We start from the raw sequence: 26346 nt of genomic DNA on the forward strand, positions 1-26346 counted from the left end.
CGTGTCTCCCTACATATTAAATAGAGACACGAAGTATCGTGTCTCTACGGTTGATAAAGGGATCAACAAAAAAAGCAGCGGTGGGACTGAAAACCCACCGCTGCTTTTTTATTGATGTTTTGTGTAGGAAGATGCTTAAAATACTATTTCTTAACCTGCCCCTGCACCTTTAACATTTGCTGCGCCAGCCTGCGGCCCATTTCCTGCGCGGATGGGCCATCAAAATGGGTGGTATCGCCTTTGTGCACCAACCCCTCTGACGAGGCAAGGGCAGTGAAAGGCACCGTAGCCGGCAGCTTAGCCAGTTGGGTGTTGATATTAGCGTAAGCAGGGCGGTAACGACCCAATTCGCCAACTACAAAAGGCAGGTTAGGGTTGCCAACCAAGGTGCGTACACGCTGGATCAGTTCCATAAGCTTAGCTAAATAGTCTTTTGCTTTTTCAGGACTACTGTTCGATTCGCCCTGGTGCCAGATAACGCCTTTTACGGTACCGTACTTCATGGCTGCGGTAATGCGTTCAACGGCGTCATCGTAGGGGTGGGTTTTGGTGGCCTGGTCGTAGGCCCCGGGTACCCAGTGTTCGATGGGGGTGCCACCTACCGCGCATGGGATCAAACCAATTAGATGTTGAGGGTTGGATTGCTCCATTGTTAAACCAAACGTTAACCCTGGGCCTACGCCGGCAACCGACGGCTTGTCGAAATGCAATGGGTGTTTGGCTGTCACCCATTGCTTATCCTTTGTAAACATGTAAACGCGGTTGTCCTTTTCGTTGGCTATTTCAGTTGTAATTGGCCCGCGCCCGGCCATATTACTTTGCCCTATCAGTATGTACAGATCAAGCGGTTGGGCGGGGGTGTTTTGGGCGCGCCCTGCCGTTATCGCGATGAATAATATAATGATCTGCACAAGCGCGGTTCTTTTAAATCTGGGCATCGTTTTATTTTTCTATAAATATCTGCTTTAGCCAATTAATAACCCGGGTTTTGCGGGAATTTTTTGGTCAGGTTGGCATCTATCACGTCTTGCGGAATAGGCAGCAACTGATCGCGCGTGGTGATGGTTGCCCCGGCCAACGCGTTGTGTGCCTTGGTGCGGGTTAACCAGGTACCGGTGCGCAGCAAAGTGTAACGGCGGTCCTCCTCGGTGAATAACTCTCTTGAACGTTCGTCTAAAATGAAATCGAGATTGATCTGCGCCAGGGTAGCCGGAGTGGCGTGCGCCCGGTTACGCAGCGCGTTTATCGCGTCTACAGCGCCTTGCAAGTCGCCGGTTTTAAAATCGGCTTCGGCAAGCAGCAGGTAGGTTTCGCCCGCACGAAGGTAGATCTGATCGTTATAACCTTGTGAACCATTTACATCCAGCGGACTGGTATAATCCCATTTGCGGGTATTAGGGTAGTTGGGATTACTCACTTTTTCGGTAGCGGTACGGTCAACCGGAACCACCTGGCCTAATACATAGCCCTTAGGCGGGTTAGTGTTGATGGCATATGAGAACCTCCAGGCAAAATCGCCGCCACGGTCATCGGTAGCATCGTAAATGCTGAACGCCCATTTAGTTGGCCCTAAGCGGCCGATACCACGGCCACCAAAATCGGCACTTGGCGCAAATGGACTGGTGGTTTTGTTATCGGTACCCTTAACGGTTAATGAGTAGTAGCGGTTAACCCAATAGCGGCGCATAATGTTATTGCCCTCGCCGCCCACTACGTTCAGTTCGTTTTGCAACACCCACAGCGCTTCGGTGTTACCCTCGCTGCGATTGGAGTTGCCATCTAAAAACATATCGGTAAATGCGGTGCCGGGCTTGGTGGCATTTACGCCATAGCGCGCGGTAACCAGTTTGTAGTTAGCATTGGTGGTTACCTTAAGTGCCCAGATCTTAGCCGAATCCGGCTTGTTATCGGCCAGGTAAAGTTCGGCCAGGTAGTGTTCGGCTACACCTTTTATCAGTTTGCCGTTGTTGCTGCTGGTAACCGGCAGGTATTGGTCGGCAAATTGCCAGTCGGCCTTCATTTGATTGTGGATGGTAGCCACAGGGGTGCGGTCGTAATCGGTCCGTACATTCTCACCGGTCGATTCGTGTAGTTGCAGCGGCACATCGCCCCATAAATAAGTAAGATGGCGATAAGCCCATGCCCTGATGCAGCGTGCTTCGGCCTGTACCGAATTGCGCTGCGCATCGCTTAAAACGGTGCTGGCTGCAGAGCGGTCGATAATGGTGTTGGCCGAATTGATGGTCTCGTAAAGGTATGCCCAGGTTTTGCTGTAATAGCCCTGGCCGGCGTTATTCAACGCCCCCCACGAGTTAAATATACCCTCGGTATTAGCGGTTACGTAGTTTCCGTAACCATTATCCACGCCTATCACGTTCATCTCGAACATCATATCGTTCACCGGGTCGCTGGTGGTAACGCCCGAGCGGCTGCGGCGCACTTCGTAGTAAAGGCCGTTCAACGCGTTTTGATAACCATCGTAATTGGCAAACAGGTTATCGGCCACTAAAATATTGGGCGGGCTTTCCTGTAGGTATGATTTTTTGCAGGATGCCATAGAAGCCAGCAGGCAGGCTCCCAGGCCTATTTTATGATATAGTTTCATTGTAATGCTCTTTGTAGTGATTATAAACTTACGTTAATACCAAAAATGATCTCTTTTTGCAGCGGTATACCACCTGCCTGGTCGCTCAGTTCAGGATCGAAACCCTTCCATGGAGTAACGGTGAACAGGTTGCGGGCCTCGGCATATATCTTCAGCCTGCTGATCTTTACCTTGCTTAGCAAGGCCTTGGGCAACGAGTAAGACAGCAACATATCCCTAACCCTTAAATAACTGGCGTTCTGGAAAATGTGCACGTTATAAATGTTGGGCAAATAGCCGGTCACCTGGTTGGCATTAGCGAAATAATCGTTGGTTGGGTTGGTAGGTGTCCAATAGTTTTTAACAAAGGTGTTCTTCTCCACCTCGGTGTTCACGTTATCAGATAGCGTACCATTATCCTTGGTTACGCCCTGTACGCCATTAACAAAAATATAAAACGACCAATCCCTGTAAGTAAAGGTGTTGCCTAAACCGTAGGTAAAGCTAGGCTCAACGTTTGGCAGCAAAGTACGGTCGGATGGAGTGATCTTGCCGTCGCCGTTCACATCAACCACCTTGGCAAAACCCGCCTTGGTATTTGGTTGTGGCGATTTGGTCAGGTCGTCGGTAGTTTGCCATACACCACCATATTTATAAGCAAAGTTATTGTTTATAGGCTGGCCAATGAACCAGTTGTTGAGCGTGTCGTTTTTTCCATTACCATAAAGATCGACGATCTTGTTGCGGTTAAGGCTAAAGGTAGCGTTGCTGCTCCAGCTAAAGTCTGCTCCCTTAATATTGGCGCTGTTAATGCCGATATCGATACCCTTGTTAGCAGTTTTACCAATGTTTTGTACAATACTGTTTACACCCGTAACGGTAGAGATGGAACGGGCCAGCAACAAGTCGCGCGTTTTAGCCGAATACACGTCGATGGTACCGGTAACACGGCCATTCCATAAACCGATATCTAAACCGGCGTTAAACGAATCGGTGGTTTCCCAATGCAGGGTATTGTCGCCCAGCTTATTAGGAATATAACCAGCAGCGGTAGTGGTACCGTTAATGTAAGCAGCGTTTGCAAGCCTTGCAAAGGTGCTGTACGGCGATACGGCCTGGTTACCATTGCTACCGTATGAAAGGCGCAGTTTTAGGTTCGATATCGCTTTTACCTTCGACATAAAATCCTCGCTGCTGATATTCCAGGCCAGGGCTGCCGATGGGAAGAACGAGTATTTGCGGTCATCGCCAAAAGGAGAGGCCCCATCACGGCGACCGGTCAACGTAAGTAAATACTTGCTGTTGTACGAGTAGTTTAACCTGCCCATTTGCGATACCAGCGCGCGCTTAGAGTAGCTGCTTGATGGCAGCACCTGCAAGGCCTGGTTAGCCTGGTAATAGGTCAGCACATCGTTAGGGAAACCCTGTGCGTTCAGGGTATTATTGGTAGATACATTGCTCTCGTAGCTATACAAACCGGTGAACGATATGGTATGCTTGCCAAAGCTGTGGTTATAATCGATAATGTTCTCAAAGGTAAGGTCGGTGCCCAGGTTGTCGCTTTTGTTTAACTCGCCCAGGGCCTCTAAACCGCGCTTGCTATTGCGGCCATAATAGGTGTAGTTGTTTTGCGATGAGTAGCGCACACCAGTGTTAATGCGGTATTGCAAGCCCGGTACCGGCAGTTTAACCACGGCATAGTTGGTGGTGAACAACGAATAAGTATGATCTGAATTATTAGCCAGCGTAGGCGACAGCGGGTTTGCCCAGGCGGTTTTTTCAGGCCATGGATAAATGGTCAGCGAGCCATCGGCATTATAAGCGGTGGTCAGCGGGTTAAAGCTGTAAATGCTGCCATCGCCGGTAATGGTTGGGTTAAGGCCGCTGCGGTCATCATAATTTAATGATGTACTGGTACCATAAGTCAGCCATTTGGTTACATCCACATCCACATTGGCGCGGGTGGTGATGCGTTTAAAATTATCGTTTATGGTGACACCCTCTACATTAAGATAGTTGGCCGATACAAAGAAGCGCGAGTTATTGCCGCCGCCACGGATAGACAGGCTATGGTTATTACGACCACCGGTACGGGTACCCATTTTAAAATAATCAGGGTAATTGCCCGAATCGTGAATGGCCTGCTCGGATGCGGTCATGATGCCCGGATAGCGGGCGTTCTTAAAGTCGTAAAACTGATCGGGGGTGAATAATTGCGGCAGTTTGCCCAGCTTCTGGATCCCGTACGATCCATCGTACGAGATAGATGGCGGACCGGTAACACCCTTTTTAGTAGTGATCAGGATAACGCCGTTAGCACCGCGCGAACCGTAGATGGCCGCTGCCGATGCATCCTTTAAGATATCCATGGTAGCGATATCGGCCGGGTTAATGTCAGATGATGAACCATTATAAGGGATCCCATCTAAAATGATCAGCGGGTCGTTACTGGCCGAGATAGACCTGCGGCCACGGATGATCACACTGTTGCTGTTGCCCTCGGCGCCTGCTGTATTTAAAGTAACCGCAAGACCGGGGATCGATCCCTCCAGCGCCTGGATATAGCTGGTGTTCGGCATATTCTCCAAACGCTTCGGATCTACGGATGATACCGAACCGGTAATGTCCTTACGCTTTTGCGTACCGTAACCTACCACCACCACTTCGTTCAGTCCCTTGGCATCGGATGCCATGGTGATGTTAAACTGGCGGGTTTTGCCAACGGTGCGCGTTTCGGTAACGTAGCCCACGTAGGTGAATTGCAGTACGGCCTGCTCGTTAGGAACGGTGATGCTGAATTTACCGTTAACATCGGTAACCACGCCGCCGGTTTTCCCTTTCACGGTAATGCTTACGCTGATGAGCGGCAGATTGGTGTTGTCGATCACCATACCCGTTACCTGGATGCCCTGTTGCGCATAGGCCGGGGTTTGCAACATGCCCACAGACGCGATAAACAGCGCCAGCAGCATAAGCCATCTTTGATAGAATTGTCTCATACAAATTGTTTAATAAATTGGTTTTTATGTTGGTTATTTCGGGGCGGTGCCCCAGGGTTTATATCACCAGGCTAAATACAAACAGCACCATTAGTATGATCACCAGCGCTACAATAAGTATAGTGCCGGTTTTGTTTCCCGATCTTGTTTTTAAAGGTGTTGGCATGTGTTTAAATTGGTGCCTAAAGGTATACAGCTAATCACGTCCCGCTACCCGACATATCTTACAACTTTACCCGAAGAATGCTGCATCACCATGAAACATTTATAGTGAAAAAGCCCCATGCTCGCTTACAGCGCGTTTTTGCTGTTGATACGAATAAACGGTATATGTGAACCATCTGTACCGTGTGCGCATGTACACAGGTTGCTATCTTGCGCTGCTTAATATAGTGCTACCCTGCACCATCACCAATTATAACCTAAAGAAGAATGAAGCTTAAATTGCTGCCTGTTTCCTGTTTTTTAATATTGATGAATTGCGCGCTCACCTCGTCGGCGCAGCAAATAAATGTGGCTTTGCATAAGCCCGTTACCGCTACATCCGAGGATAAAAATCACCCGGCCAAAAACGCGGTGGACGGCACCATCACCCGACAATCCAAATGGATGAGCGCCAATGGCCGCGCGCCACATATTCTGGAGATCGACCTGCAAAAGTATTGCACCATCAGCGAGGTAAATGTTTATACCGGTATCCCCGATAACGAGAAGACCGCCGACGAAAAGATCCAGGCCGCGGGCTTCTTCTCCGCCAAAAACTTCAGGCTGCAATATTGGGACGATGCCAACTGGACCAACTTTCCCAATACCGAAGTTTTGGAGAACAGGCAGACCAAGGCCTCGTTCAAATTCAGTCCGGCGGTAACCACTTTCAAAATCCGCTTTGTGTGCGATGACGGCGAACCCATCAGCGTGATGGAGGTAGAAGCCTTGGGTACCGAAGCCAAAAATATGCCCGCCCCGCCAAACCTGGCATCGGATATTAAAAAGTCTGCCGGGCCAATGACCGATCAAAGCATCAGCGTTAAAGTAAGTAAAACCGAGGTGGGCAAAAGCCTGAAGTATGTAGGTTACAACCAGGGCTACTACTTCCCGGGCAGCAATGTATCCGGCTGGCTGGAATACGCCGGGGTGAATTCGGTAAGAGTATGGGCGACGCTAAATTCATTCGTGCCGGAAAAAGATGTGCAGGTGGACGCGGCGCTGAACAGCGTTGACGAGTTTGATAAGCGCAAAAGCGAACTGCGCGTCAATCCCGAGCATAACCGCTTTATTAAATGGGACGCGCTGAACCCGCTCTACACCAAAATGGATTCCTCATCCACCAATGCCATGGTGTTTGATTACACGCTAAGCGAACTGAAACGCCTGCATATCGAAACCCTGCTGCAAATGAACAATACCGACTTTAACGACACCTGGGGCAATAAATGGAAGCAATGGCAGCGTTATTACGCGCTGGCCTATCACGCCGCCAAGCAGGGTGATGTCAGCATGTTTGCCATGCAAAACGAACCAAACCACGTGAACTCCGGTCCGATGAAATTGGAACAATGGATAGCCGGGATGCAGATCGTGTCGGATGCCATCCATTGTGCGGTGGCCGATGTGAATAAGCAGTATCACAAAAATCTGAACGGCCGCTTTGTTGGCCCGGTTACCGCCGGACAAAATACCGATTGGTGGGCGGCGGTAAGCAAAGCCATCCGCACCGATTACCACGGCAAAACCATCGATCATGACCTGATCGATATCTTTTCCACCCATTCCTATAACTCACCCGCAGCAGGATATACCACGCGCGTTAATAATATCCGTAAGGTAATTACTGATAACCATCCTAAAGGCAATGCCCTGCCTATCGTGTTCACCGAGATTGGTCGCTGGATGAATGCTTACCTGATTGACAAGGAGGAGACCATGGATTCGCCATCGCTGTTTACCGAATGGGCGGGCATTTATGCCAATAATATGAAGAACAATGGCTACGGCATGTGGGCCTTTAAGTTTGCCAATACCAGCAGCAGCACTTATACCGAGGGTATTAAATCGGGCCACCACCTCACCTGGCACGGGCAACGGATTGTGGAGGATGCCTACCGCAATTTGGCGCAGGGCAAACCAGTAAGGGCATCGTCGGATAACGCCGCATGGCCCGCCAAAAATATTACGGATGGCATCAAGACCGATCAATCTATGTGGCGTTCGGATAGTACATCGGCGCCAAAATGGCTGGAAATAGATCTGGGCAAAAAGGAGGCCATCGGCAGCGCGGTTGTTTACACCGGTTCATCATACGGCGTTTTTACCGGGACCGATAGGATAAAGAATTTTAAACTGGAATATAGCGATAACGGTAAATGGACGGAGATCCCCGGCACGGCGGTTAAAGGCTTTAAATACGTGCAGGATTACGTAACCTTTAAGCAGGCCATCACCACCGATAAGGTGCGTTGGACAAGCACTGATCCCGGCGTGCTGAAAGTGCGTGAGATCAAACTCTTTGCAAAGGGTGATGGCCCATCGGAAACGCCTGATTTTAATATCTCAGGTATTCAGCGTACCGGCGAGGTGGTGCACCTGTTTGCCAAAGGCTTTAAAAACGAAATGCCATTGCTGAAAACAGAAGCATCGGTAAACGATGCCGGGCTGGACACCTACACCAGTTACAACACCGCGCAGCAGACCTATTACATGTGGCTGGTGCAGCGCGGAGCTTTCAGCTATCACACAAAAATTAATTTGGGCGATTTGCAGATAGCGGCAGGCTCACCCATAATTGCCGAGACCGTGAGTGATAAATACTACGGCGAAGTAAGCGGCGTATATCAAACCAAGACAGATAAAAGTATCGATATCACTTTAGCCCCGCAAAGCGTAACCCTATTGACTATCCCGCTTAATGCCCCGGCGCAAAAACTAATTTATGCCTCGGCAGATGCCATGGTAAGCGGTGGCGCGAACAGCACCAGAAACTACAGCGTCGCCAAAACCCTTGGCGTAGCGCTTAACGCTGCCGAACCGGCGAAGAATGAAGTTAGTTATATCGATTTCAATACCAATAATATTGCCAGTGCAAAGCGGGTGCTGTTAAAGGTAAACGGCAAGGTAAATGATGACAAGGGCGCCTATCGCCTGCATGTATATGCTATCCCCGGCACTGGTTTAAATGCCGCGAAGTTGAACTGGAAGAACGCCCCGCTGCTGGATGCTAAGGAAGCGCTGATCCACCAGGTGGGGCAAAAGGCTTATGTGGCAGGCGAACTGGCCTTTGATGCTAAGGTGCAATATCACCAACTGGATGTAACCGATATTGTTAAAAATCATCAGGCCCAGCACATCACCTTTGTATTTGTGCGGGAGACCAGGGAACTGGGCGATGATAACGATAAAGGCCGTGAGGTGCAGATTAGTTCGATGGAGAGCACCCTGAAGCCGCAATTGCAGGTATGGTCGGCTAAATAATATGCTTAACTGTTCTTATCAGCCGTATGGGCATACTCTTTAGGGGTGTGCCCATATTGTTCTTTAAAGCACTTCCTAAAATAATCCACATCAATAAAGCCCACCATGTAAGCTACTTCGCTTACATTAAATTTGTTTTGTTCCAGTAACTGGGCGGCGCGTTTAATGCGTACGCCACGGATAAATTCGATGGCGGTTTGATTGGTGAGCGCCTTGATCTTGCGGTACAGCGTTACGCGGCTCATGCCAACCTCCTTGCCCAATTCCTCTACACTTAGGGTGGTTTCGGCCATATTGCGTTCGATAAAGGCCATCACCTTGGCCAAAAACTTTTCATCGGGCGATGTAATGGCCACGTTCTGCGGCTGCAGACTGATCTCCTTGCGGTAACGGTCGCGCAGCTTCTTGCGCGATTCGATAAGATTGCGTACCCTCGTTTCCAAAATATCAATGCTGAACGGCTTGGTGATGTAATCGTCGGCGCCCGTTTCCAGTCCCTCTAATTTAAATATCAGCGGAGTGCGGGCAGTGAGCAAAATAACCGGGATATGGCTGGTGCGGGCATCGGTTTTTATCTTACTGCAAAGGGTAATGCCGTTCATGTTCGGCATCATCACATCACTGATGATCATATCGGGTATCAATTCGGTAGCCAGCTTCAGGCCCTCTACACCATCGGCGGCGGTATGCACCACGTAATCGGCGCTGAAGTTATTGGCAATGAAGTTCAATACCTCGGCGTTATCTTCAACAATCAGCATTACTGGTTTTTCATCCTGTTCGGTAACTGCCGGTGCTTCCGTTTTAACAGGCAGGTTTACCGTTTCTGCGGCGGTTAGGTATTGCTCGATATTCTCGCTATCCTGAAAATCGTTCACAATTTCATTCGTCCGCAAATGTGCCGAACCTAATGGCAGGCGGACCGTAAAGCAAGTGTGGCCATGCTCGTTACCATTGGCAACGGTACTCTCTACGCTAATACTGCCGCTATGCAATTCGGCCAATCCCTGCGAAAAGGAGAGACCAATGCCCGTGCCGCCCGCGTTTTGCTTTGGGTTGCTGAAATGGTTAAAACGGTCGAATATTTTAGTCAAATTTTCCTGCGGGATGCCGATGCCGTTGTCTTCCACTTCAACCAGCAGTTGGTTGTTGTCGGTTCTAACGTTTACCGCCACGCGCCCGTTGGTTGGGGTAAACTTCAGCGCGTTAGATAGCAGGTTATAAAAGATCTTCTCCAGTTTATCCCTGTCGTAAAACACCTTTATCTCCGGCGCAGCCGATTTAAACATCAGGCTGATATTTTTCGATTGCGCGTAACCTTCAAACGATATCACCACCTCGTTCAAAAACTTCACCACATTGCCCTCGGCGGCCTGTAACACCATGTTGCCCTCCTCAAACCGGCGGAAGTCAAGCAGTTGGTTGATGAGCCTGATCAGTCGTTCGCCGTTGCGCTGCATCAGCATTAATTGGTTTTGCACCTTATTATTACTCTCGTTTAATCGGATCAGCTTTTCCAGCGGGGCAAGTATCAGCGTCAAAGGTGTTTTAATTTCGTGCGATATGTTGGTAAAGAACGTCAGTTTGCGTTGCGCCAGTTCCTGGTCCTTTTGATGGCTCAGGTATTCAAACTCCAATTCGTTAGTTAGGGTGGCGGTTTTAATGGAATAGTAATAAAAGGCGTACAGCAGCAAGCCAATGATGACCACATAGGTTAAATACGCCCACCAGGTTTTCCACCAGGGCGGCAGCACAATCAGCTTGATGGATTTTACCTGGTTATTCCAAACGCCATCGTTGTTTGATGCCTTTACCTTGAAAACATAGGTGCCCGCATCTAAATTGGTATAGGTGGCCATGCGTTGGTTACCCACATAGTGCCAGCCGTTATCGCCCTTAAAGCCCTCTAACTTATAAGCATAGCTGTTATTATCGGGGTTGATATAATTGAGCGCCGCGAAGCGGAAGCTGATAAAGCCCTGGTCGTGCGTAAGCGTGATCTCACTAGTCTCGTTAATTTGGCTTTGCAGCGGCGAATCCACATCGCTAACGGAAACTGACTTATTCCTTATCAAAAAATCCGTGATCACTACCGGCGGTTTATAAGTATTGGTGATGATCCGCGCCGGATCGAACAGTGTAATACCCGATATACTACCGAAGATCAACTGGTTACCCTGCCCGGTAATAGCCGACTGGTTAGAGAACTGGTTGCTCGGCAAGCCGTCGGCAATGGTATAATTGGTTACCTTAACATGCCCGCTAAACGGCGGGGCAGGGGTGTTGAATTTGATTTTCGACAGGCCTTTATTGGTGCTCACCCACAGATTACCCTGCGCGTCCTGGTTAATGGCATGTACCACGCCGTTGGCTAAACCATCGGCCTCACCAATACTGTAAAATTTGTTATGCGTGCGGTCGAAGTAGTTAACGCCGCCACCCTCGGTACCAATCCACAGGCGGTTCTGCGCATCGGCAAACAGGCTGATCACTGTGTTGCTGCTGAGGCTGGTCGTGTCGTTGTCGTTATATTTATAGCGGGTAAACTGTTTGGTTTGGGCATTGAAAAAGTTCAGCCCGCGCTGGGTGCCTATCCAGTAATTACCCTTGTCGTATAACAGCGCGCTAATATTATTACTGCTGATGCTATGCGGGTCCTTCTGACTATGCAGGTAGCTAATCACCACGCCTTTATGATCCAAAAACTGTAATCCCGCGCCGTTGGTGCCTATACACAAACCATCGGCAGTGGCATGCAACGCGTAAAACTGACTAATGGCGGGCGTACTGTCTTTTTTCAGGTAAGGATAGGACGCGAACTTGCGGTTGGCCACATCGAAATAGTAAAGGCCGTTATAGGTACCTACCCAAAGGTTGCCCCTGGCATCCTTGCTTAATGCCTTTACAATGTTGCTGCCGTTCAGGTTTTGCAGATCGGAAATGGTATAGTGCTGAAAAACGTTGTGCTTCAGGTCGGCATAGTTCAGGCCGCCGCCCTCGGTACCTATCCACAGGCTACCATCGGCATTTTTAACAATAGCGCTGATCACCCTTTGGCTCAGCCCCGGTTTCATACCGATCTGTTCGGATATATTAATAAAGTTCTTGCTCTCGGCAAAGTAAACATCTACACCGCCGGCAAAGGTGCCTACCCAAATATTCCCGGCCCTATCCTTCATAAAATGCCGCACCGAGTTATGCGATAGTGCCTCGGGGTTATATTTATCGTAAGTATAATTGCTGATATCGCCTGCCCGTAAAATACTGAGGCCTTCGCGGGTCCCTATCCAGATCTCGTTATCGGCAGCCACCAGTACATCGCGCACAATATTGCTCAGCATGCCATTGGCATCGCCGGCTTTGTAGCGGTAGTTGTTTAAAGTATTCCTCTGCGCGTCATAATCGTAAAGACCTGCTGTTTCGGTACCTATCCAGTAATGATCGTTCCTGCTCTTGCGGATGCAGCGTACGCCGCTGTGCTTCAGTTCTTCGTTTTTATCGATGATGGCCGGCAGCGAAATAAAAGCCTGTTTTTGGGTGTCGAATAATTTCAGGTCGTTTCCTGTGCCCACCCATAGTTTGCCATTGTATAACGACATGGTTTGGATCTTGTTGGTCAGCTTGCTAAGACCCGGGCTGTTGATAGGGAATACTTTGAACGAATTGCTGCCGGGTTTATAAAGCTTCAACCCATCGTAGGTAGATACCCATATGCTTTTGGCTTTATCCTGCACAATGGTGGTGATAAAGTCGTTACTCTCGGATGATTTTTTCGATAGCGTATAGATCCTTTTGAATTGATCTTTCTGCCGATCGTAAATGTTAATACCATCAGTAGTGCCCACCCACAGGTTTTTATCAGCATCCTCAAAAAGGCAGGTTACCTGACTGTTGGATAAGGTAATTGGCGATTTTTTGTGCTTGTAGATGGTGAAGTTATACCCGTCGTAGCGGTTCAGCCCGTCTTCGGTGCCTATCCATATAAAGCCCTCGCTATCCTGCAGGGTGCAATAAACCGTGTTTTGCGACAGCCCCTCGTTAATAGTAAGATGTTTGAATTTTACAGGCGTAACTTGTCCGTTGCTAAACAACGGGAAAACGAACAACAGTAGTAGTATATATTTTAGCGAAGAACGCATGGGCAGATGACGGTATTAAATTGGTATGGCTAAGATAAGGTTTTAACTTTAAGGTAACTGAAAATCCTGTGTTTAAATTCCCTGTTTCCTTGCCTGTAAATGACATTGACGATTATTATTAATTACTAATTTTATCAAAACATCATACGCATGGCAACCGGGCAAATCTCCATCTCCAGTTTTAACTTTTTGAATGATCTGAAGCAGAATAACAACCGTGAATGGTTTACCGCGAATAAAGAAGTGTTTCAACAGGAGCAGGAACAAATAACCGCCTTTGCCGATGCCTTGCTGTATGAACTAAATACCCACGATGTAATTGAAACCCCATCGGGCAAAAAAAGCCTGCATCGTATCTACCGTGATACCCGCTTTTCTACAAATAAGAATCCCTACAAAACCAATTGGAACGGGCATTTCAGGCGGGCCACTAAGTACCGCCGCGGCGGCTATTATTTTCATATCGAACCAGGCCGCACCTTTGTAGCGGGCGGCTTTTGGGGGCCTGTTCCGCAGGATCTGAAACTGATACGGGATGATATCGCTTTCGATCCGGCGCCGCTGCGCGCTATTTTAAACAATGCGGAGTTTAAATCGGCATTCGGTGTTCTGAGAGGCGAGCAGGTAAAAACCACGCCGAAAGGCTACAGCGCCGACCATGAGGCAATCGACCTGTTACGGTTTAAGCAGTTTGTGTTGGTGTGTGCATTTACGGATGAGGAGGTTTTAAGCCCTGATTTTGCAAGAAAGGCCGGACTGGTTTACAGAAGCATGCGGCCGTTTTTTGATTACATGAGCGAGGTATTGACTACTGATGTGAACGGGTTAAAATTGTAGCGTCCGGATAATTTGCTGATTATTGTATCATGAACCGCAAATATTTCCTCTCTTCCATAATTACTGCCGGGGCTGCGTTATCTGCCAAGCCGGGCTGGGCCATTACATCGGTTGGTAATTATGGCGAGGCTAAGCATAAAATACCGCCTTATTTAAAACCGGGTGATACCATTGGCATTACCAGTCCGGCCAGTTATATCAGTTTGGAGGATGTTCAATCGGCTGTCCAAAAAATGGAAAGTTGGGGTTTTAAGGTAGAAATAGGCAAATCTGTAGGTAAAAAGGATTTTACTTATGGCGGTACAGACGAAGAGCGCCTGTCCGATCTGCAATACATGCTGGATAATCCCAACATCGCCGCCATTATGTGCGCCCGCGGAGGTTACGGATTGGTGCGGATCATCGACCAGGTTAATTTCAAGCAATTTAAAAAACATCCCAAATGGGTCATCGGCTTTAGCGATATTACGGTGCTGCATTGTCATATCAACCGGCATTTCGGTATCGTTACGCTGCATTCTAAAATGTGTAACAGTTTTCCAGGCGATTGGGCCAGGGCCGAGCCGGTTCAAATATCCACTATCGAATCCATCAGGCAGGCGCTTATCGGTGAGGAAATGAGTTATACTGCGACTGCCGCCGCTCAAAATCGTGCCGGTAGGGCAGAAGCGATATTGGTGGGCGGGAATTTAAGTATGATCGCTACGCTATCGGGTACCGAATCCGATTTGAAAACCAAAGGCAAGATCCTGTTTATTGAAGATACTGACGAATATCTCTACAGCATCGACCGCATGTTCTGGAACCTGAAGCGTAGCGGCAAGCTGTCGGACCTGGCCGGACTGGTCATCGGCGGCTTTAAACTCAAGGCCGATACCCCTGGCGAGGAGTTTGGCAAAACCATTTACGATATCGTGATGGAAAAGGTTAAGGAATACAATTACCCCGTTTGCTTCGACTTTCCAGTTGGGCATCAGCGTAATAACGCGGCTTTGAAATGCGGCATGCCGCATGTGCTTGAGGTTAACGCGGACGGCAGCACGCTGAGGTCGATTAACAATATTTAACATATTTGTAACTAATACGATAAATTACCGTCTTAGTTTTTGTGTACCTTAGTGCACCTGATTAAAAATTGAAATTTTGAAAAAGAAGATCCAAATCATCAGCAGGTTAGCCATTGGCAGCCTGTTTGTTACCTTGTTAAGCTTATCTGCTAACGCGCAAAAATTACCGGCCGTGCAGGAAGCCAGCGTAGCCGCCCCGGCCAATGTAAAAGTTGACGCCAAACTGGGCGAATGGGAAAACAACTTCCAGGCGCTAAATAAAACCACCGATATTTATTATACCATGGCCAACGATGCCAATAACCTGTACCTGGTTATGAAATCGGCCGACCAGGCCAATAATAACAAGATCATTGGCGGGGGTATTAACCTAACCATTAACAAGGCGAATAAGAAAAGTGAAAAGGATGCTTTTGTGGTAAGCTTCCCGGTAGCTAATATGGCTAACCTGCGCAACGCCATGATGTCGGGCATGCGTACTTCACGCCCGGCAGCCAGCGGCACTACAGCACAGCAGGGGCCGGATTCGGCAATGATAGCTGATATGCGTAAGCGGGTAGTAAGCACTTTTAAAGAGATAAAACTGATCGGCTTTAAGGATATTCCTGATAGCGTGATCTCTATTTACAACGAATATGGCATAAAGGCTTTTGTTGATTTTGATGATAAAGGTTCGCTGGTGGTTGAAATGGCTGTTCCGTTAAAGGAGCTTGGCCTGGATGCAGGCGCGGCATTTACCTATAATATTAAACTGAATGGTATTAACCTGAACGCCATGATGAGCGGCATGAGGGTTAGCGGTGGCCCTGGTGGTGCCAGTTTTTCCAGAGATGGCGGCGGCGGTGGCGCCGCGCCTATGGCTACCACGGTAGTGATGGCCGCGCCTGCCGGCGGAATAGCAATGGACGGCGGTGGCGGCATGGGTATGCCCCGCAGTATGGGCGATATTGCCAATATGCTAAGCCCTACCGATTTTTGGGGTAAGTATACGCTGATAAAAAAGTAGCAGCTATAAAATATTGATGAGAAAGCTGGGGTAAATACTCCGGCTTTTTTATTTTTGGCGCGATGGATGCCGCTAAAAATATTACGTCTGCAAACTATATCCGCGATCTGGACTTCGCCTATATGGAAACCTATTCGTTACAGCGGGGCCCGGCGTTTGAAGAACGCTTAAACGATCTGCTCGCCGAGCGGAAAAGGCTAAAAATAGCTTATGGAGGCCGCTGGACCGATGATGGCTTTAAAGTGCAATTAGCTTCAATAGAGCAAAAGATATATGCGCAATATTTAGTTGATGATAATGGCCAATTCCATTGGTCGGCGCAACTGATGCGCACGATTGACAAGCACGATGCCGCCACCGATAGGCTGAAGAGTATATTATTAATCGATGCGAAAGAGGTGCCGGCATGGATGTGCGCACCGGTTTACCGGGACGCTATCGTTTTTTATGATGCCAACAGTAACAGGATCTCATGCCTTAATATTTGTTTCGACTGCGATTATATGATCACAGACCACCTGGTCTATGTTGATACCGACGCTTCGGCATATGTGAAGCTTAAAGCTCTGTTTCTGGAATCAGGCCATGATATCAACTCCCCGATAGCAAGAATAAACCGTCTGTAAGCAATAATTTATTGCATAGAATTATTCCATTTTTTGGAAATCATATCCGTATATTAGATTTATTGAATTTTGGCATATAATTAACTAATTGATTATTAGTGTTTTAATAGTTTGGCACATGCTTGGCATAAGGCATTCCAAATCATATCAACATGGACACTTTAAATATTTTCTTAGTAGACAACGACCAGTACAACCTTAACCTTTACAGGCATTTTTTGGGCAGCTTAGGTTATGCAAATGTAAACATCATTAACAACCGTACCGAGCATACCATCTATATGGATGAAAAACCCGACCTGGTATTTTTAGGAAACAGCCTGGGGCAGCGCTCGGGTTTGGAATTGTTAAAAAGCTTCCGCTCGGTTGATCCTGAAATTGAAGTGGTGATGCTGCCGCAGCCCGAGCATAAAGTAAGTGCTGCTAATTATGGTGGCGTAGATAACTACGTGTTAGATTACATGTCGGCTATTGTAGATCGTGCCGCGCGTGTTAATACTTATGGCTATATGCGCCAGAGTGCATGACTGCCAGGTGTCCAAAATGCGGAAAAAACTTCCTGAATTTGGAATTATATAAAAATGATTTTTAAATAAAATGTTGATAATTAGTAATTTATAAAATTGGCACGATATTGACTGATGAATAAATCAGCGTGTTATATAGTTAAATAAATAAGGGCTTTAATACAGCTTACTAAGTATCGCTAAATAAAAAGATGACAAACGGATACCACATATTTATTGTTGAGGACGACCCCTGGTACGGCGAGATCCTGCAATATCACCTTTCATTAAACCCCGACTATAAGGTCACCAAGTTTATGAACGGGGAGGATTGCATCCGCGAGTTACACCAAAAACCTGATCTGATCACCATGGATTACAGTCTGCCCGATATGAATGGGGCCGAACTGTTAAAGCAGGTGCAGCAGGTAAATCCAAACATCCCTGTGGTAATTATCAGCGCACAGGAAGATGTAACCACCGCGATAGAACTTTATAAAAAAGGCATCGCCGATTATTTGGTTAAGGACGATCATACCAAAGACCTGCTTTGGAACGCCGTTAACCGCATTCGCGAAAACCAGGCCCTGAAAAAGGAAGTGGAAATATTGCGCGAAGAACTGGGGCATAAATACGAGTTCGGTAAGATCATCATCGGCTCATCGGCACCCATTAAAAAGATCTTTACGCTGATGGAAAAGGCGGCCCGCACCAATATCAACGTATCGGTAACCGGCGAAACCGGTACTGGAAAAGAACTGGTAGCGAAAGCCATCCATTATCATTCGGATAGGAAAAAGAAGCCCTTTGTGGCACTAAATATGGCCGCCATCCCGGCCGAACTGCTGGAAAGCGAACTGTTCGGGCACGAGAAAGGCGCGTTTACCGGCGCATTGGCCCGTAAAAACGGTAAGTTTGAAGAAGCCAACGGCGGCACCCTGTTTTTAGACGAGATAGGCGAAATGGATGTAAACTTGCAGAGCAAGCTATTACGTGTATTGCAGGAAAGGGAGTTAACCCGCGTTGGCGGTACCGATAAAATTAAGCTGGATATCCGCCTCATTGTGGCTACCCATAAAAACCTGGCCGAGCAGGTAAAACAAGGCAAATTCCGCGAGGATTTTTACTACCGCATTATGGGTTTGCCTATAGAATTGCCGCCATTGCGCGAGCGGGGTAACGACCTGCTGTTGCTGGCCAAATTCTTTTTAGATGAGTTTTGCAAGGATAACAAACTGCCTGCAAAGCAGTTCAGCACAAGGGCAAAGGAGCGTTTGTTGAAGTATGATTTCCCGGGCAATGTGCGCGAATTAAAATCGATGGTTGACCTGGCTGCCGTAATGGCCGATGGCGACGAGATACAGGAAGAGGATATCCGCTTCAGCGCGCCGCAATCCGAAGAAGACATTTTTGCTAAGGAAAAGACATTGAAGGAATATACCAACCAGATTGTTCAGCACTTTTTAAACAAATACAACCACAGTGTGCTTAAGGTTGCCGAAAAACTGGATGTAGGTAAATCTACCATTTATAAAATGATACAGGAAAAAGAAATAGAAGGATAAAAAGAATTATGAAAACTGCACTATATCAATACAAACACGGTCAGTGGGAAATGCACGAGAAAAGCGCGGGTATCAATGGCGGCAAGTCTAAACTGGCGCTTTGCTTTGCCAATAAGCAAGCCCTGCTCGATCTGCCGGTTTACGACCTGATCAGGCAGAAATTCCCTGAGGCTATGATCGCTATCTGCTCAACCGCAGGCGAGATCTACCATACCAGCGTGTCTGACGAGGGTTTTACCGTTGCTATGATGGAGTTTTCATCAACACAACTGCAATCGCAAAAAGTATATATTAAAGATTATGGCGATAGCTTCGACGCGGGTAAAGCGCTGATCAATAAATTTGATACCAAAGATCTGGCTTATGTGCTGGTGTTATCAGATGGCCGCTATGTAAACGGCAGCGAACTGGTGCGTGGCATTAACCAGGTAACCGGAGACAAGATCATGGTAACCGGCGGTTTGGCAGGCGATGGCGATCGTTTTGAATCGACCCTGGTGGGCCTGAATGCCGAACCTGAAGAGGGCATTATTGTAGGTATCGGTTTTTATGGCGACAAATTGAAAGTTGAGCACGGTTCAAAAGGCGGCTGGGAAATGTTTGGCCTGGAGCGCATTGTAACGAAAGCTAAGGATAACGTATTATTTGAGATCGACGGCAAGAACGCGCTTGAACTATATAAAAAATACTTAGGTCCGGATGCTGATGCTTTGCCGGGCAGTGCTTTGTTGTACCCGTTGGCAGTTACCCTGCCGGGCAACAGCGAGCCTGTAGTGCGCACCATCCTGGCTATCGACGATAAAAATGGTAGTATGACCTTTGCCGGTGATATACCCGAGGGTACTAAAGTACGCTTTATGCGCGCTAATTTTGATAAACTGACCAGCGCCGCTTCTGATGCTGCCGCACAATCGTTTATCGACGAAAAAAATCCTCCATCTTTTTCCTTGCTTATCAGTTGTGTAGGCCGTAAATTGGTGCTCGGTTCCCGTACCGAGGACGAGGTGGATGCTGTTGACGAAATATTTGGCCGTAATACCTTATTATCAGGCTTTTATTCGTACGGCGAGATCTCTCCGTTTATTAAAGGTCAGGGTTGCCAGTTGCATAACCAAACCATGACCATAACCACTTTTAATGAAGTTGAATAAACTGCTTGAACGACAAATAAAGAAATACTTACAGCCGGGTGAACAGCCCGGCTTATCTGCTTTCTTGCAGGCCATCAGCGACTCCTATTCGGCCTACGAAAAGGATGCCATATTATCCGAACGTGCGTTTAAAATGAGCGAAGAGGAATACATGGAGGTAAACGAACGCCTGCAGCAGGAGGTGGAGTTCAGGAAAATATCCATAGAAAAACTGAAGGAAGCGGTAGGCCAGGTGGGCGAAGGTTTCACCATGGATAGTAATAACCTGCTGGATATTGTAGAGTTATTGAAAGCCCAGATCAGCAAGCGCAACGAAGCCGAAGCGCAGCTGAAAGCCGGTGAAGAGTTGCTGCAATTTGCGCTTGAAGGATCGGGTGATGGCGTTTGGGATTACGATTTTCAAACCCGGAAAATATTTTTCTCGCTGCGGTATAAGCAAATGCTGGGGTATGAGGACGACGAATTTCCAAACCATCCCGACCAGTGGATGAGCCGGATCCACCCCGAAGACCTGCATTTGGTAATGAAGACCGACCAGCGGTATTTTTATGAGCAATTGGCCAGTCACCAGGTTGAATACCGTATACGGCATAAGGATGGGCATTATATTTGGGTGTTGGACAGGGGGATGGTAGTTAGCCGTACGGTAGGAGGTTTACCCGGCCGTATCATCGGTACGCAGAGTGATATTACCGAGCGAAAGCTGGCTGAACAGGCTATTAGTATCCGCGAGGAAAAGTACCGCAATATTCTTGCTAATATGAACCTGGGCTTGCTGGAGGTGGATAATAACGAGGCGATACAATACGCCAATCAAAGTTTCTGCGAAATGTCGGGCTATACGCTGGAGGAAATGATGGGCCTGGAAGCAAAAACGCTTTTCCCAACCACATCTGCCACACCTACATTAGAGCAAAAGAACGATCTGCGAAAAAAAGGCATATCCGATGCTTACGAGTTAACCGTTAAAAATAAAAAAGGCGAACTGCGCTGGTGGCTTATTAGCGGGGCGCCGCGCTATAATGATTCGGGCGAGTTGATGGGCTCTATCGGTATCCACCTGGATATTACCGAACGTAAAAAACTGGAACTGGAACTGAACGAAGCCCGGGAAGTGGCCGAGCAATCGGTACGCGCCAAAGAAGCTTTCCTGGCCAACATGAGCCACGAGATCCGCACGCCAATGAACGCCATTATTGGCATGGGCCGCCAACTGGAAAAAACCGAAATGCAACAGCAACAAAGGTTTTACCTGAATACCATTACTACGGCTGCCGATCACCTGCTGGTGGTGATAAACGATATATTGGATATCTCTAAAATTGAGGCCGGTAAACTTGAACTGGAAAAACTGGGTTTCGATCCGCAGGATGTGGTGAACCATGTGGTGCGCATTATGCAACCCCGCGCCGAGGAGAAAGGTTTGGAACTAAGTCTTGATTTTGATGACGATATCGCCCCGGTGCTTATCGGCGACCCACACCGCATTAACCAGGTGTTGCTGAACATGATCAGCAACGCAGTTAAATTTACCGAGAAGGGTGGCGTTACCCTATCGTGCAAAATGCAAAAGCGCGTTAAAAACAAACAGGTACTGGAGTTTAGTATCCGCGATACCGGCATTGGCATATCTGAAGAATATATCGACCACGTATTCGAAAAATTTACGCAGGAAGACCGCACCACCGCCCGTAAATATGGTGGCACGGGTTTGGGTATGGCCATTACCAAGGAATTGGTTGAACTAATGCAGGGCCAGATAAAGGTTTACAGCAAAAAGGATATCGGTACCGAAATACTGATCACCGTACCGTTTGAAACAGGTACATCAAACGATCTGCCGCAGGCCAAAACCGATTTTACCGACAGCAGCTCGCTGAAAGGTAAAAGGATACTGCTGGCCGAGGATAACGAAGTGAACCGCCTGGTGGCTGTTACTGTTTTGGATGAGTACGGCGTGATCACCACCGAAGCGAAGAACGGTGCCGAAGCCGTAAAGGCATTGAAAACCGGGACTTACGACCTGGTACTGATGGACGTGCAAATGCCGGTAATGAACGGTATAGAAGCCACCGAAGCCATCCGCAAGGAACTGAAGCTGGATATCCCGATCATCGCACTGACCGCCAACGCCATTAAAGGCGATAGCGACCGCTGCATAGCCGCTGGTATGAACGGCTTTGTATCCAAGCCCTTTGAAGAGAACGACCTGATCAATGCCATTGCCACTTCGCTTAAACTGGAAGCCGGTACACCTGAGAGAAGAGGTAATAAGCCGGGCGATGACCTGTCTGATCAGCCTTTGTTTAGCATGACCAAGCTGGAGCAGATCAGCCGGGGCGATAAGGTGTTTATCCAAAAAATGGTGGACCTGTTTATGGAGCAAACCCCACAGGTAACCGCCGAAATGCACGAAGCGCTAAAAGCTAAAGATATCCCTGCTATTAAAAAGGTGGCCCACAAGGTAAAGCCAATGATAGACAGTTTGGAGATCGTTCAGTTAAAGGAAGTGATCCGAGGGTTAGAAGCCATGTCTGATGATAAGCCGAACACCAAACTCATTGCCGAATACATCGACCGTTTTGAGACCGTGATGGACAAAGTGCAAACCGAGATGAAAAAACTGTAATGAATACAGGAATTATCTTAGATATTATCAAAAATCTTATAACAGTAATAATTGCTGTTTTAGGTTGGCGGATTGCGCATTACTACAATAGCGTTAGGGATAAAGATTTAAAAAGACGAGAGCTTATAACAAATCATTTGATTGCTGCTTATCGTATATTGGCGAATGATATAACTAAGAGAGAAGAATCGGTTGAAAGGGATGAAAAGTTAGAAGCTGTAATTGCAGAACTACAATTGTTTGGATCTGATGAGCAAATTCGTTTGACCAAAAAACTGGTGGAAGATATCGTAAAAGGTGGAGATTTCTATTTCGATGATTTATTAAATAGCTTACGTAAAGATTTAAGAAAAGAGTTGAACTTAACACCTGTAAACGGTAATGTAAAATGGCTTCGGCATGGGAAAATCCCAAAAGATAATGAGTAAAGAACCCTATCCAAATATAAGCCAGCCTCCGGGAGTCAACCACCGGGGGCTTTTTTGTACTTGATCCACTTCAGACTAATAACTTCGGACTTTAGACTCAGCAAACGTCAATTTAACTGATGATTTAGCTTTTATCGATCACAAAACAAATTCCAAATAAACCGATGTTAGCTTTGTTGAACCAATGATAAACATGAAGTTATTCCGTAACCTGCTATTACCATTTCTATTTGTATCGGTATTGATTAGCGCGCAAGCCCAAAGTATTAAAGATGCCATACAACCCGCCATCAAAAATGCCGGGTTTAAAATGGAGGGCTATATCCTGTGGTGCTCAACTATTATTAAAGTAGGGAACACTTATCATATGTTCGCCTCGCGCTGGCCGGAGCAATATGGTTTGGGCGGGTGGACGACTTACTCGGAGATCGTGAGAGCTACTTCTGATAATATCTACGGCCCCTACAAATTTCAGGAGGTGGTGATACAAAAACGGCCCGGCGCCTGGGATAAGGAGAGGGCACATAATCCTAAAATTGTAAAAACCGGCGATACTTATGTGCTGTATTACATTTCCACAGCCAACAAAACCGGGTATGCCTGGTCTAGATCTATAACCGGTCCGTGGACACGGAGCGATGAGGAGGCGATGCCATTTTCGAATCCTGCTCCGTTGGCGCGCGCCGATGGCAGCATTTATGTTTTTGGGCGCAAGGCTGTAAATAATGTCCGCGTAGCGCAAGCCTATACTGCCCCGGCCTGGAATGGCAAGTACACCTTGTTAAGTGATAAAGATAATTTGCTGCCCGATAATAACCAATTGGAAGACCCAACTATATGGTGGGCGCAAAATCAATATAATGTTATCCTTACCGATTTTACCGGCACACTTACCGGTACTACCAAAGCCGGCGCGCAATATGCCTCGGTTGATGGGATCAACTATAAGGCGATATCAAAAGAGCCCGTGTTTACCAAAACCGTAACTTATGACGACGGCACTACTCAAACCTTTAAAAGGCGCGAACGCCCCTTTGTATACACCAACGAGAAAGGTGAAGTGATCGCGTTCTTTACCGCGTGCTTAACCGAAGACGGCAAATCGTGGGTGGTAGTAAACCCGGTTAAAAACTATGTGCCGCCGAAAATTAAATAAGCATAGCATCATGATGAAGCGAAATATGTTAGCAGTTATTTGTGGTTTAATAACTTGCGGCGCTTTGGCGCAAGGGGGCAAAAGCCAGTGGGTTTATAAAGATAAAACAGGTAAGCTGACTTATAAAACTACACCAACAGGCGACAGGATAATGGATTTTTCGCATGCGGGATATATGGGCGGCGGTGTTGCCCTGCCTGTTGTGCCGGTTAAGCGAACGGTGCAACCATCTGGCAGCGAAGATGATACCCGGCAAATTCAAAACGCGATAAACGAAGTAGCAGCGATGCCTTTGGTAAACGGTTTCCGTGGTGCGGTATTACTGGCGCCGGGCGTATTTACCTGCTCTGCATCGTTAACATTATCGGCTAATGGTATTGTTTTACGGGGCAGTGGCAGTGGCGCGGGCGGTACTACCATTAAAATGACGGGCGGGCGCCACACCGCTGTTGTGATAGGTGTAGATAATACCAACATAGCTTTGGGGCGGACTGAGCGTGCTGATGATAATGAAGAAGGTAAGCAAACCACCATTAACCACGACTATGTGCCTGCGGGTACAAATTCGTTCACTGTAGCCGATGCATCAGGCTTTGCGGTAGGCGATACATTAATTATCCGTCGCCCGGTTACCGATGCCTGGATACATTTAATGGGGATGGATGATATGAAACGCGACGGCAAACCACAAACATGGATCAGTAAATCGGCCAAAGAGGTGATCAAACGGAAAATAACAGCTATCGACGCCAATAAGATCACGGTAGATATTTCGCTGCCCGACTCCTATAATGCGCGATATGTTCCTGGTACAACTGTGGCAAAGGCCGCCGTTTCGCATCGTGTTAAACAGGTTGGGTTAGAAGATCTGCAAATCCACTGCCCGCCGCTTGAGATCGATTATGGGCATGCGCCTTATTCCGGGATAAGGGTAGGTGGCGATGATTGCTGGGTGAAAAATATTTATTGCCGGGAAACAATGAATACCACTGTGCTGGCCGGTAACCGTATTACCATGCAACGGGTGAGGATAAGCCATACATTTACAAATCTGGGTGCTTCTAAACCCGCTGATTTTAGCCTGGAGGGGAGTCAGAATTTGATTGATCGCTGCGATGTGACCGGCGGCAATACTTATATTGTATGGACATCATCGCTTATACCCGGCCCTAATGTGGTGTTGAATTGCACTTTTAAGGGTATTGGCAGCCGCATACAGCCGCATCAGCGCTGGGCAACGGGGTTACTGGTAGATAACTGCACGGTAGCCGATGGCGGTATCGACTTTATGAACCGTGGCGTGGCCGGTTCGGGCCATGGCTGGACAATGGGCTGGGGCGTAGCCTGGAATTGTATTGCCAAAACCTATATCATCCAAAACCCGCCGGGAGCCGCTAACTGGGCGATAGGATGTATAGGCAACCGGCAACAAACCGCGCGCTTGTTCGATTCGGCTCCTGTTTTAGGTGAAGGTTATTTTGATTCGCACGGGAAGCCGGTAGCTATACAAAGCCTGTACCTGGCGCAATTGCAGGAACGGTTAGGCATATCAGCCCTGCACAATATAAATTATGAAAGTAATAGCCAGGTTGCCTTTCATAATAAAAAACCGGCGCTAACCCCGGTTAAAACCGATGTTGATAAAACATTGGGCTTAAACCTGGCTTTTGAACGGCCGGTTAATACCAGCGAAGTGCGTGGCAATACCCGCGAATTTGGCGGCGAAAAGGCTCTCGACGGTAATAATAAAACTTACTGGGCAACCAACGATGGGCAAACTGCCGCTACTTTTGAGGTGGATATGGAAGGCCCGGTTGATATTAATGCGCTGAAAGTGAGCGAAGCGCCTGGCAACAGGATAGAAGGATATAAGATAGAAGCGCAGGTGCAAAGCGACTGGATGCTGTTATCGGAAGGTAAGGCGATAGGTGATAATATGGTAGTTAAATTCCCAAAAGTGACGGCATGGAAGGTTAAACTCACTATTACAAAAGCAAAGGATTACCCGGCAATTAGTAGTTTTGGCCTATACCTAACAAGTAAAAAGAAGTAAAGATCATTGTATATTTAGTACCATACCACTTGTGGTTAATGATCCATATAAACAGGATAAAATATTACAATAATTCGGCAAAAAGAAACAGCCGTCATACCAGCTAATGCCCGAACTTAGTGTTTGCCAATT

Annotated in this window: 16 protein-coding genes; 12 read left to right on the forward strand and 4 right to left on the reverse strand. The window is 47.5% G+C overall.

What is annotated here, in order from left to right; translation table 11 throughout:
* Window positions 1–143 precede the first annotated feature (143 nt).
* The 3 genes from HQ865_RS04405 to HQ865_RS04415 are packed head-to-tail and all read right to left on the reverse strand — an operon-like array spanning window position 144 to window position 5583.
* On the reverse strand, window positions 144–938 hold the full coding sequence (locus HQ865_RS04405) for a sialate O-acetylesterase (RefSeq protein ID WP_173413722.1): 795 nt from the start codon (window positions 936–938) through the stop codon (window positions 144–146).
* Between the two features lie 35 nt (window positions 939–973).
* Window positions 974–2605: a RagB/SusD family nutrient uptake outer membrane protein gene (locus HQ865_RS04410; RefSeq protein WP_173413723.1), complete on the reverse strand. Its 1632-nt coding sequence runs from the start codon at window positions 2603–2605 to the stop codon at window positions 974–976.
* Between the two features lie 20 nt (window positions 2606–2625).
* Window positions 2626–5583 (reverse strand): SusC/RagA family TonB-linked outer membrane protein, encoded by a 2958-nt coding sequence (locus HQ865_RS04415; protein ID WP_173413724.1) that lies wholly within the window; start codon window positions 5581–5583, stop codon window positions 2626–2628.
* A gap of 432 nt (window positions 5584–6015) precedes the next feature.
* On the opposite strand from HQ865_RS04415, the gene HQ865_RS04420 reads away from it, so the two are divergent.
* On the forward strand, window positions 6016–9051 hold the full coding sequence (locus tag HQ865_RS04420; RefSeq protein ID WP_237073744.1) for a discoidin domain-containing protein: 3036 nt from the start codon (window positions 6016–6018) through the stop codon (window positions 9049–9051).
* 5 nt (window positions 9052–9056) lie between these two features.
* On the opposite strand, the gene HQ865_RS04425 is transcribed toward HQ865_RS04420, so the two are convergent.
* Window positions 9057–13190 (reverse strand): hybrid sensor histidine kinase/response regulator transcription factor, encoded by a 4134-nt coding sequence (locus tag HQ865_RS04425; RefSeq protein ID WP_173413725.1) that lies wholly within the window; start codon window positions 13188–13190, stop codon window positions 9057–9059.
* 150 nt (window positions 13191–13340) lie between these two features.
* Between HQ865_RS04425 and HQ865_RS04430 the strand changes: the two genes are divergently transcribed.
* The 11 genes from HQ865_RS04430 to HQ865_RS04480 all read left to right on the forward strand — a co-directional run bounded on the left by HQ865_RS04430 (window position 13341) and on the right by HQ865_RS04480 (window position 26214).
* The gene (locus tag HQ865_RS04430) at window positions 13341–14027 is read left to right on the forward strand and encodes a DUF2461 domain-containing protein (protein ID WP_173413726.1); all 687 of its coding nucleotides are present in this window, start codon (window positions 13341–13343) and stop codon (window positions 14025–14027) included.
* A gap of 203 nt (window positions 14028–14230) precedes the next feature.
* Complete coding sequence (locus HQ865_RS04435) at window positions 14231–15094, forward strand: S66 peptidase family protein (RefSeq protein WP_394353370.1); 864 nt, start codon at window positions 14231–14233, stop codon at window positions 15092–15094.
* Between the two features lie 76 nt (window positions 15095–15170).
* Complete coding sequence (locus HQ865_RS04440) at window positions 15171–16100, forward strand: hypothetical protein (RefSeq protein WP_173413728.1); 930 nt, start codon at window positions 15171–15173, stop codon at window positions 16098–16100.
* Window positions 16101–16162: 62 nt separating this feature from the next.
* On the forward strand, window positions 16163–16726 hold the full coding sequence (locus HQ865_RS04445; RefSeq protein WP_173413729.1) for a hypothetical protein: 564 nt from the start codon (window positions 16163–16165) through the stop codon (window positions 16724–16726).
* Between the two features lie 152 nt (window positions 16727–16878).
* Entirely contained in the window at window positions 16879–17253 is a 375-nt protein-coding gene (locus tag HQ865_RS04450) for a response regulator (RefSeq protein ID WP_173413730.1), read from the forward strand.
* A gap of 191 nt (window positions 17254–17444) precedes the next feature.
* On the forward strand, window positions 17445–18797 hold the full coding sequence (locus HQ865_RS04455) for a sigma-54-dependent transcriptional regulator (RefSeq protein WP_173413731.1): 1353 nt from the start codon (window positions 17445–17447) through the stop codon (window positions 18795–18797).
* Between the two features lie 8 nt (window positions 18798–18805).
* Window positions 18806–19948 carry an FIST signal transduction protein gene (locus HQ865_RS04460; RefSeq protein WP_173413732.1) on the forward strand — a complete coding sequence of 381 codons (1143 nt, stop codon included), beginning with the start codon at window positions 18806–18808 and terminating at the stop codon, window positions 19946–19948.
* Complete coding sequence (locus HQ865_RS04465; RefSeq protein WP_173413733.1) at window positions 19935–22577, forward strand: PAS domain-containing hybrid sensor histidine kinase/response regulator; 2643 nt, start codon at window positions 19935–19937, stop codon at window positions 22575–22577. Before HQ865_RS04460 ends, HQ865_RS04465 begins: the two co-directional genes overlap by 14 nt.
* Window positions 22577–23005, forward strand: a complete 429-nt coding sequence (locus tag HQ865_RS04470; RefSeq protein ID WP_173413734.1) for a hypothetical protein — start codon at window positions 22577–22579, stop codon at window positions 23003–23005. Before HQ865_RS04465 ends, HQ865_RS04470 begins: the two co-directional genes overlap by 1 nt.
* 193 nt (window positions 23006–23198) lie before the next feature.
* The gene (locus tag HQ865_RS04475; protein ID WP_173413735.1) at window positions 23199–24161 is read left to right on the forward strand and encodes a glycoside hydrolase family protein; all 963 of its coding nucleotides are present in this window, start codon (window positions 23199–23201) and stop codon (window positions 24159–24161) included.
* A gap of 10 nt (window positions 24162–24171) precedes the next feature.
* Window positions 24172–26214 (forward strand): discoidin domain-containing protein, encoded by a 2043-nt coding sequence (locus tag HQ865_RS04480; protein WP_173413736.1) that lies wholly within the window; start codon window positions 24172–24174, stop codon window positions 26212–26214.
* The last annotated feature ends 132 nt before the right edge of the window (window positions 26215–26346 follow it).

This window comes from Mucilaginibacter mali, assembly GCF_013283875.1.
GTDB lineage: Bacteria > Bacteroidota > Bacteroidia > Sphingobacteriales > Sphingobacteriaceae > Mucilaginibacter > Mucilaginibacter mali.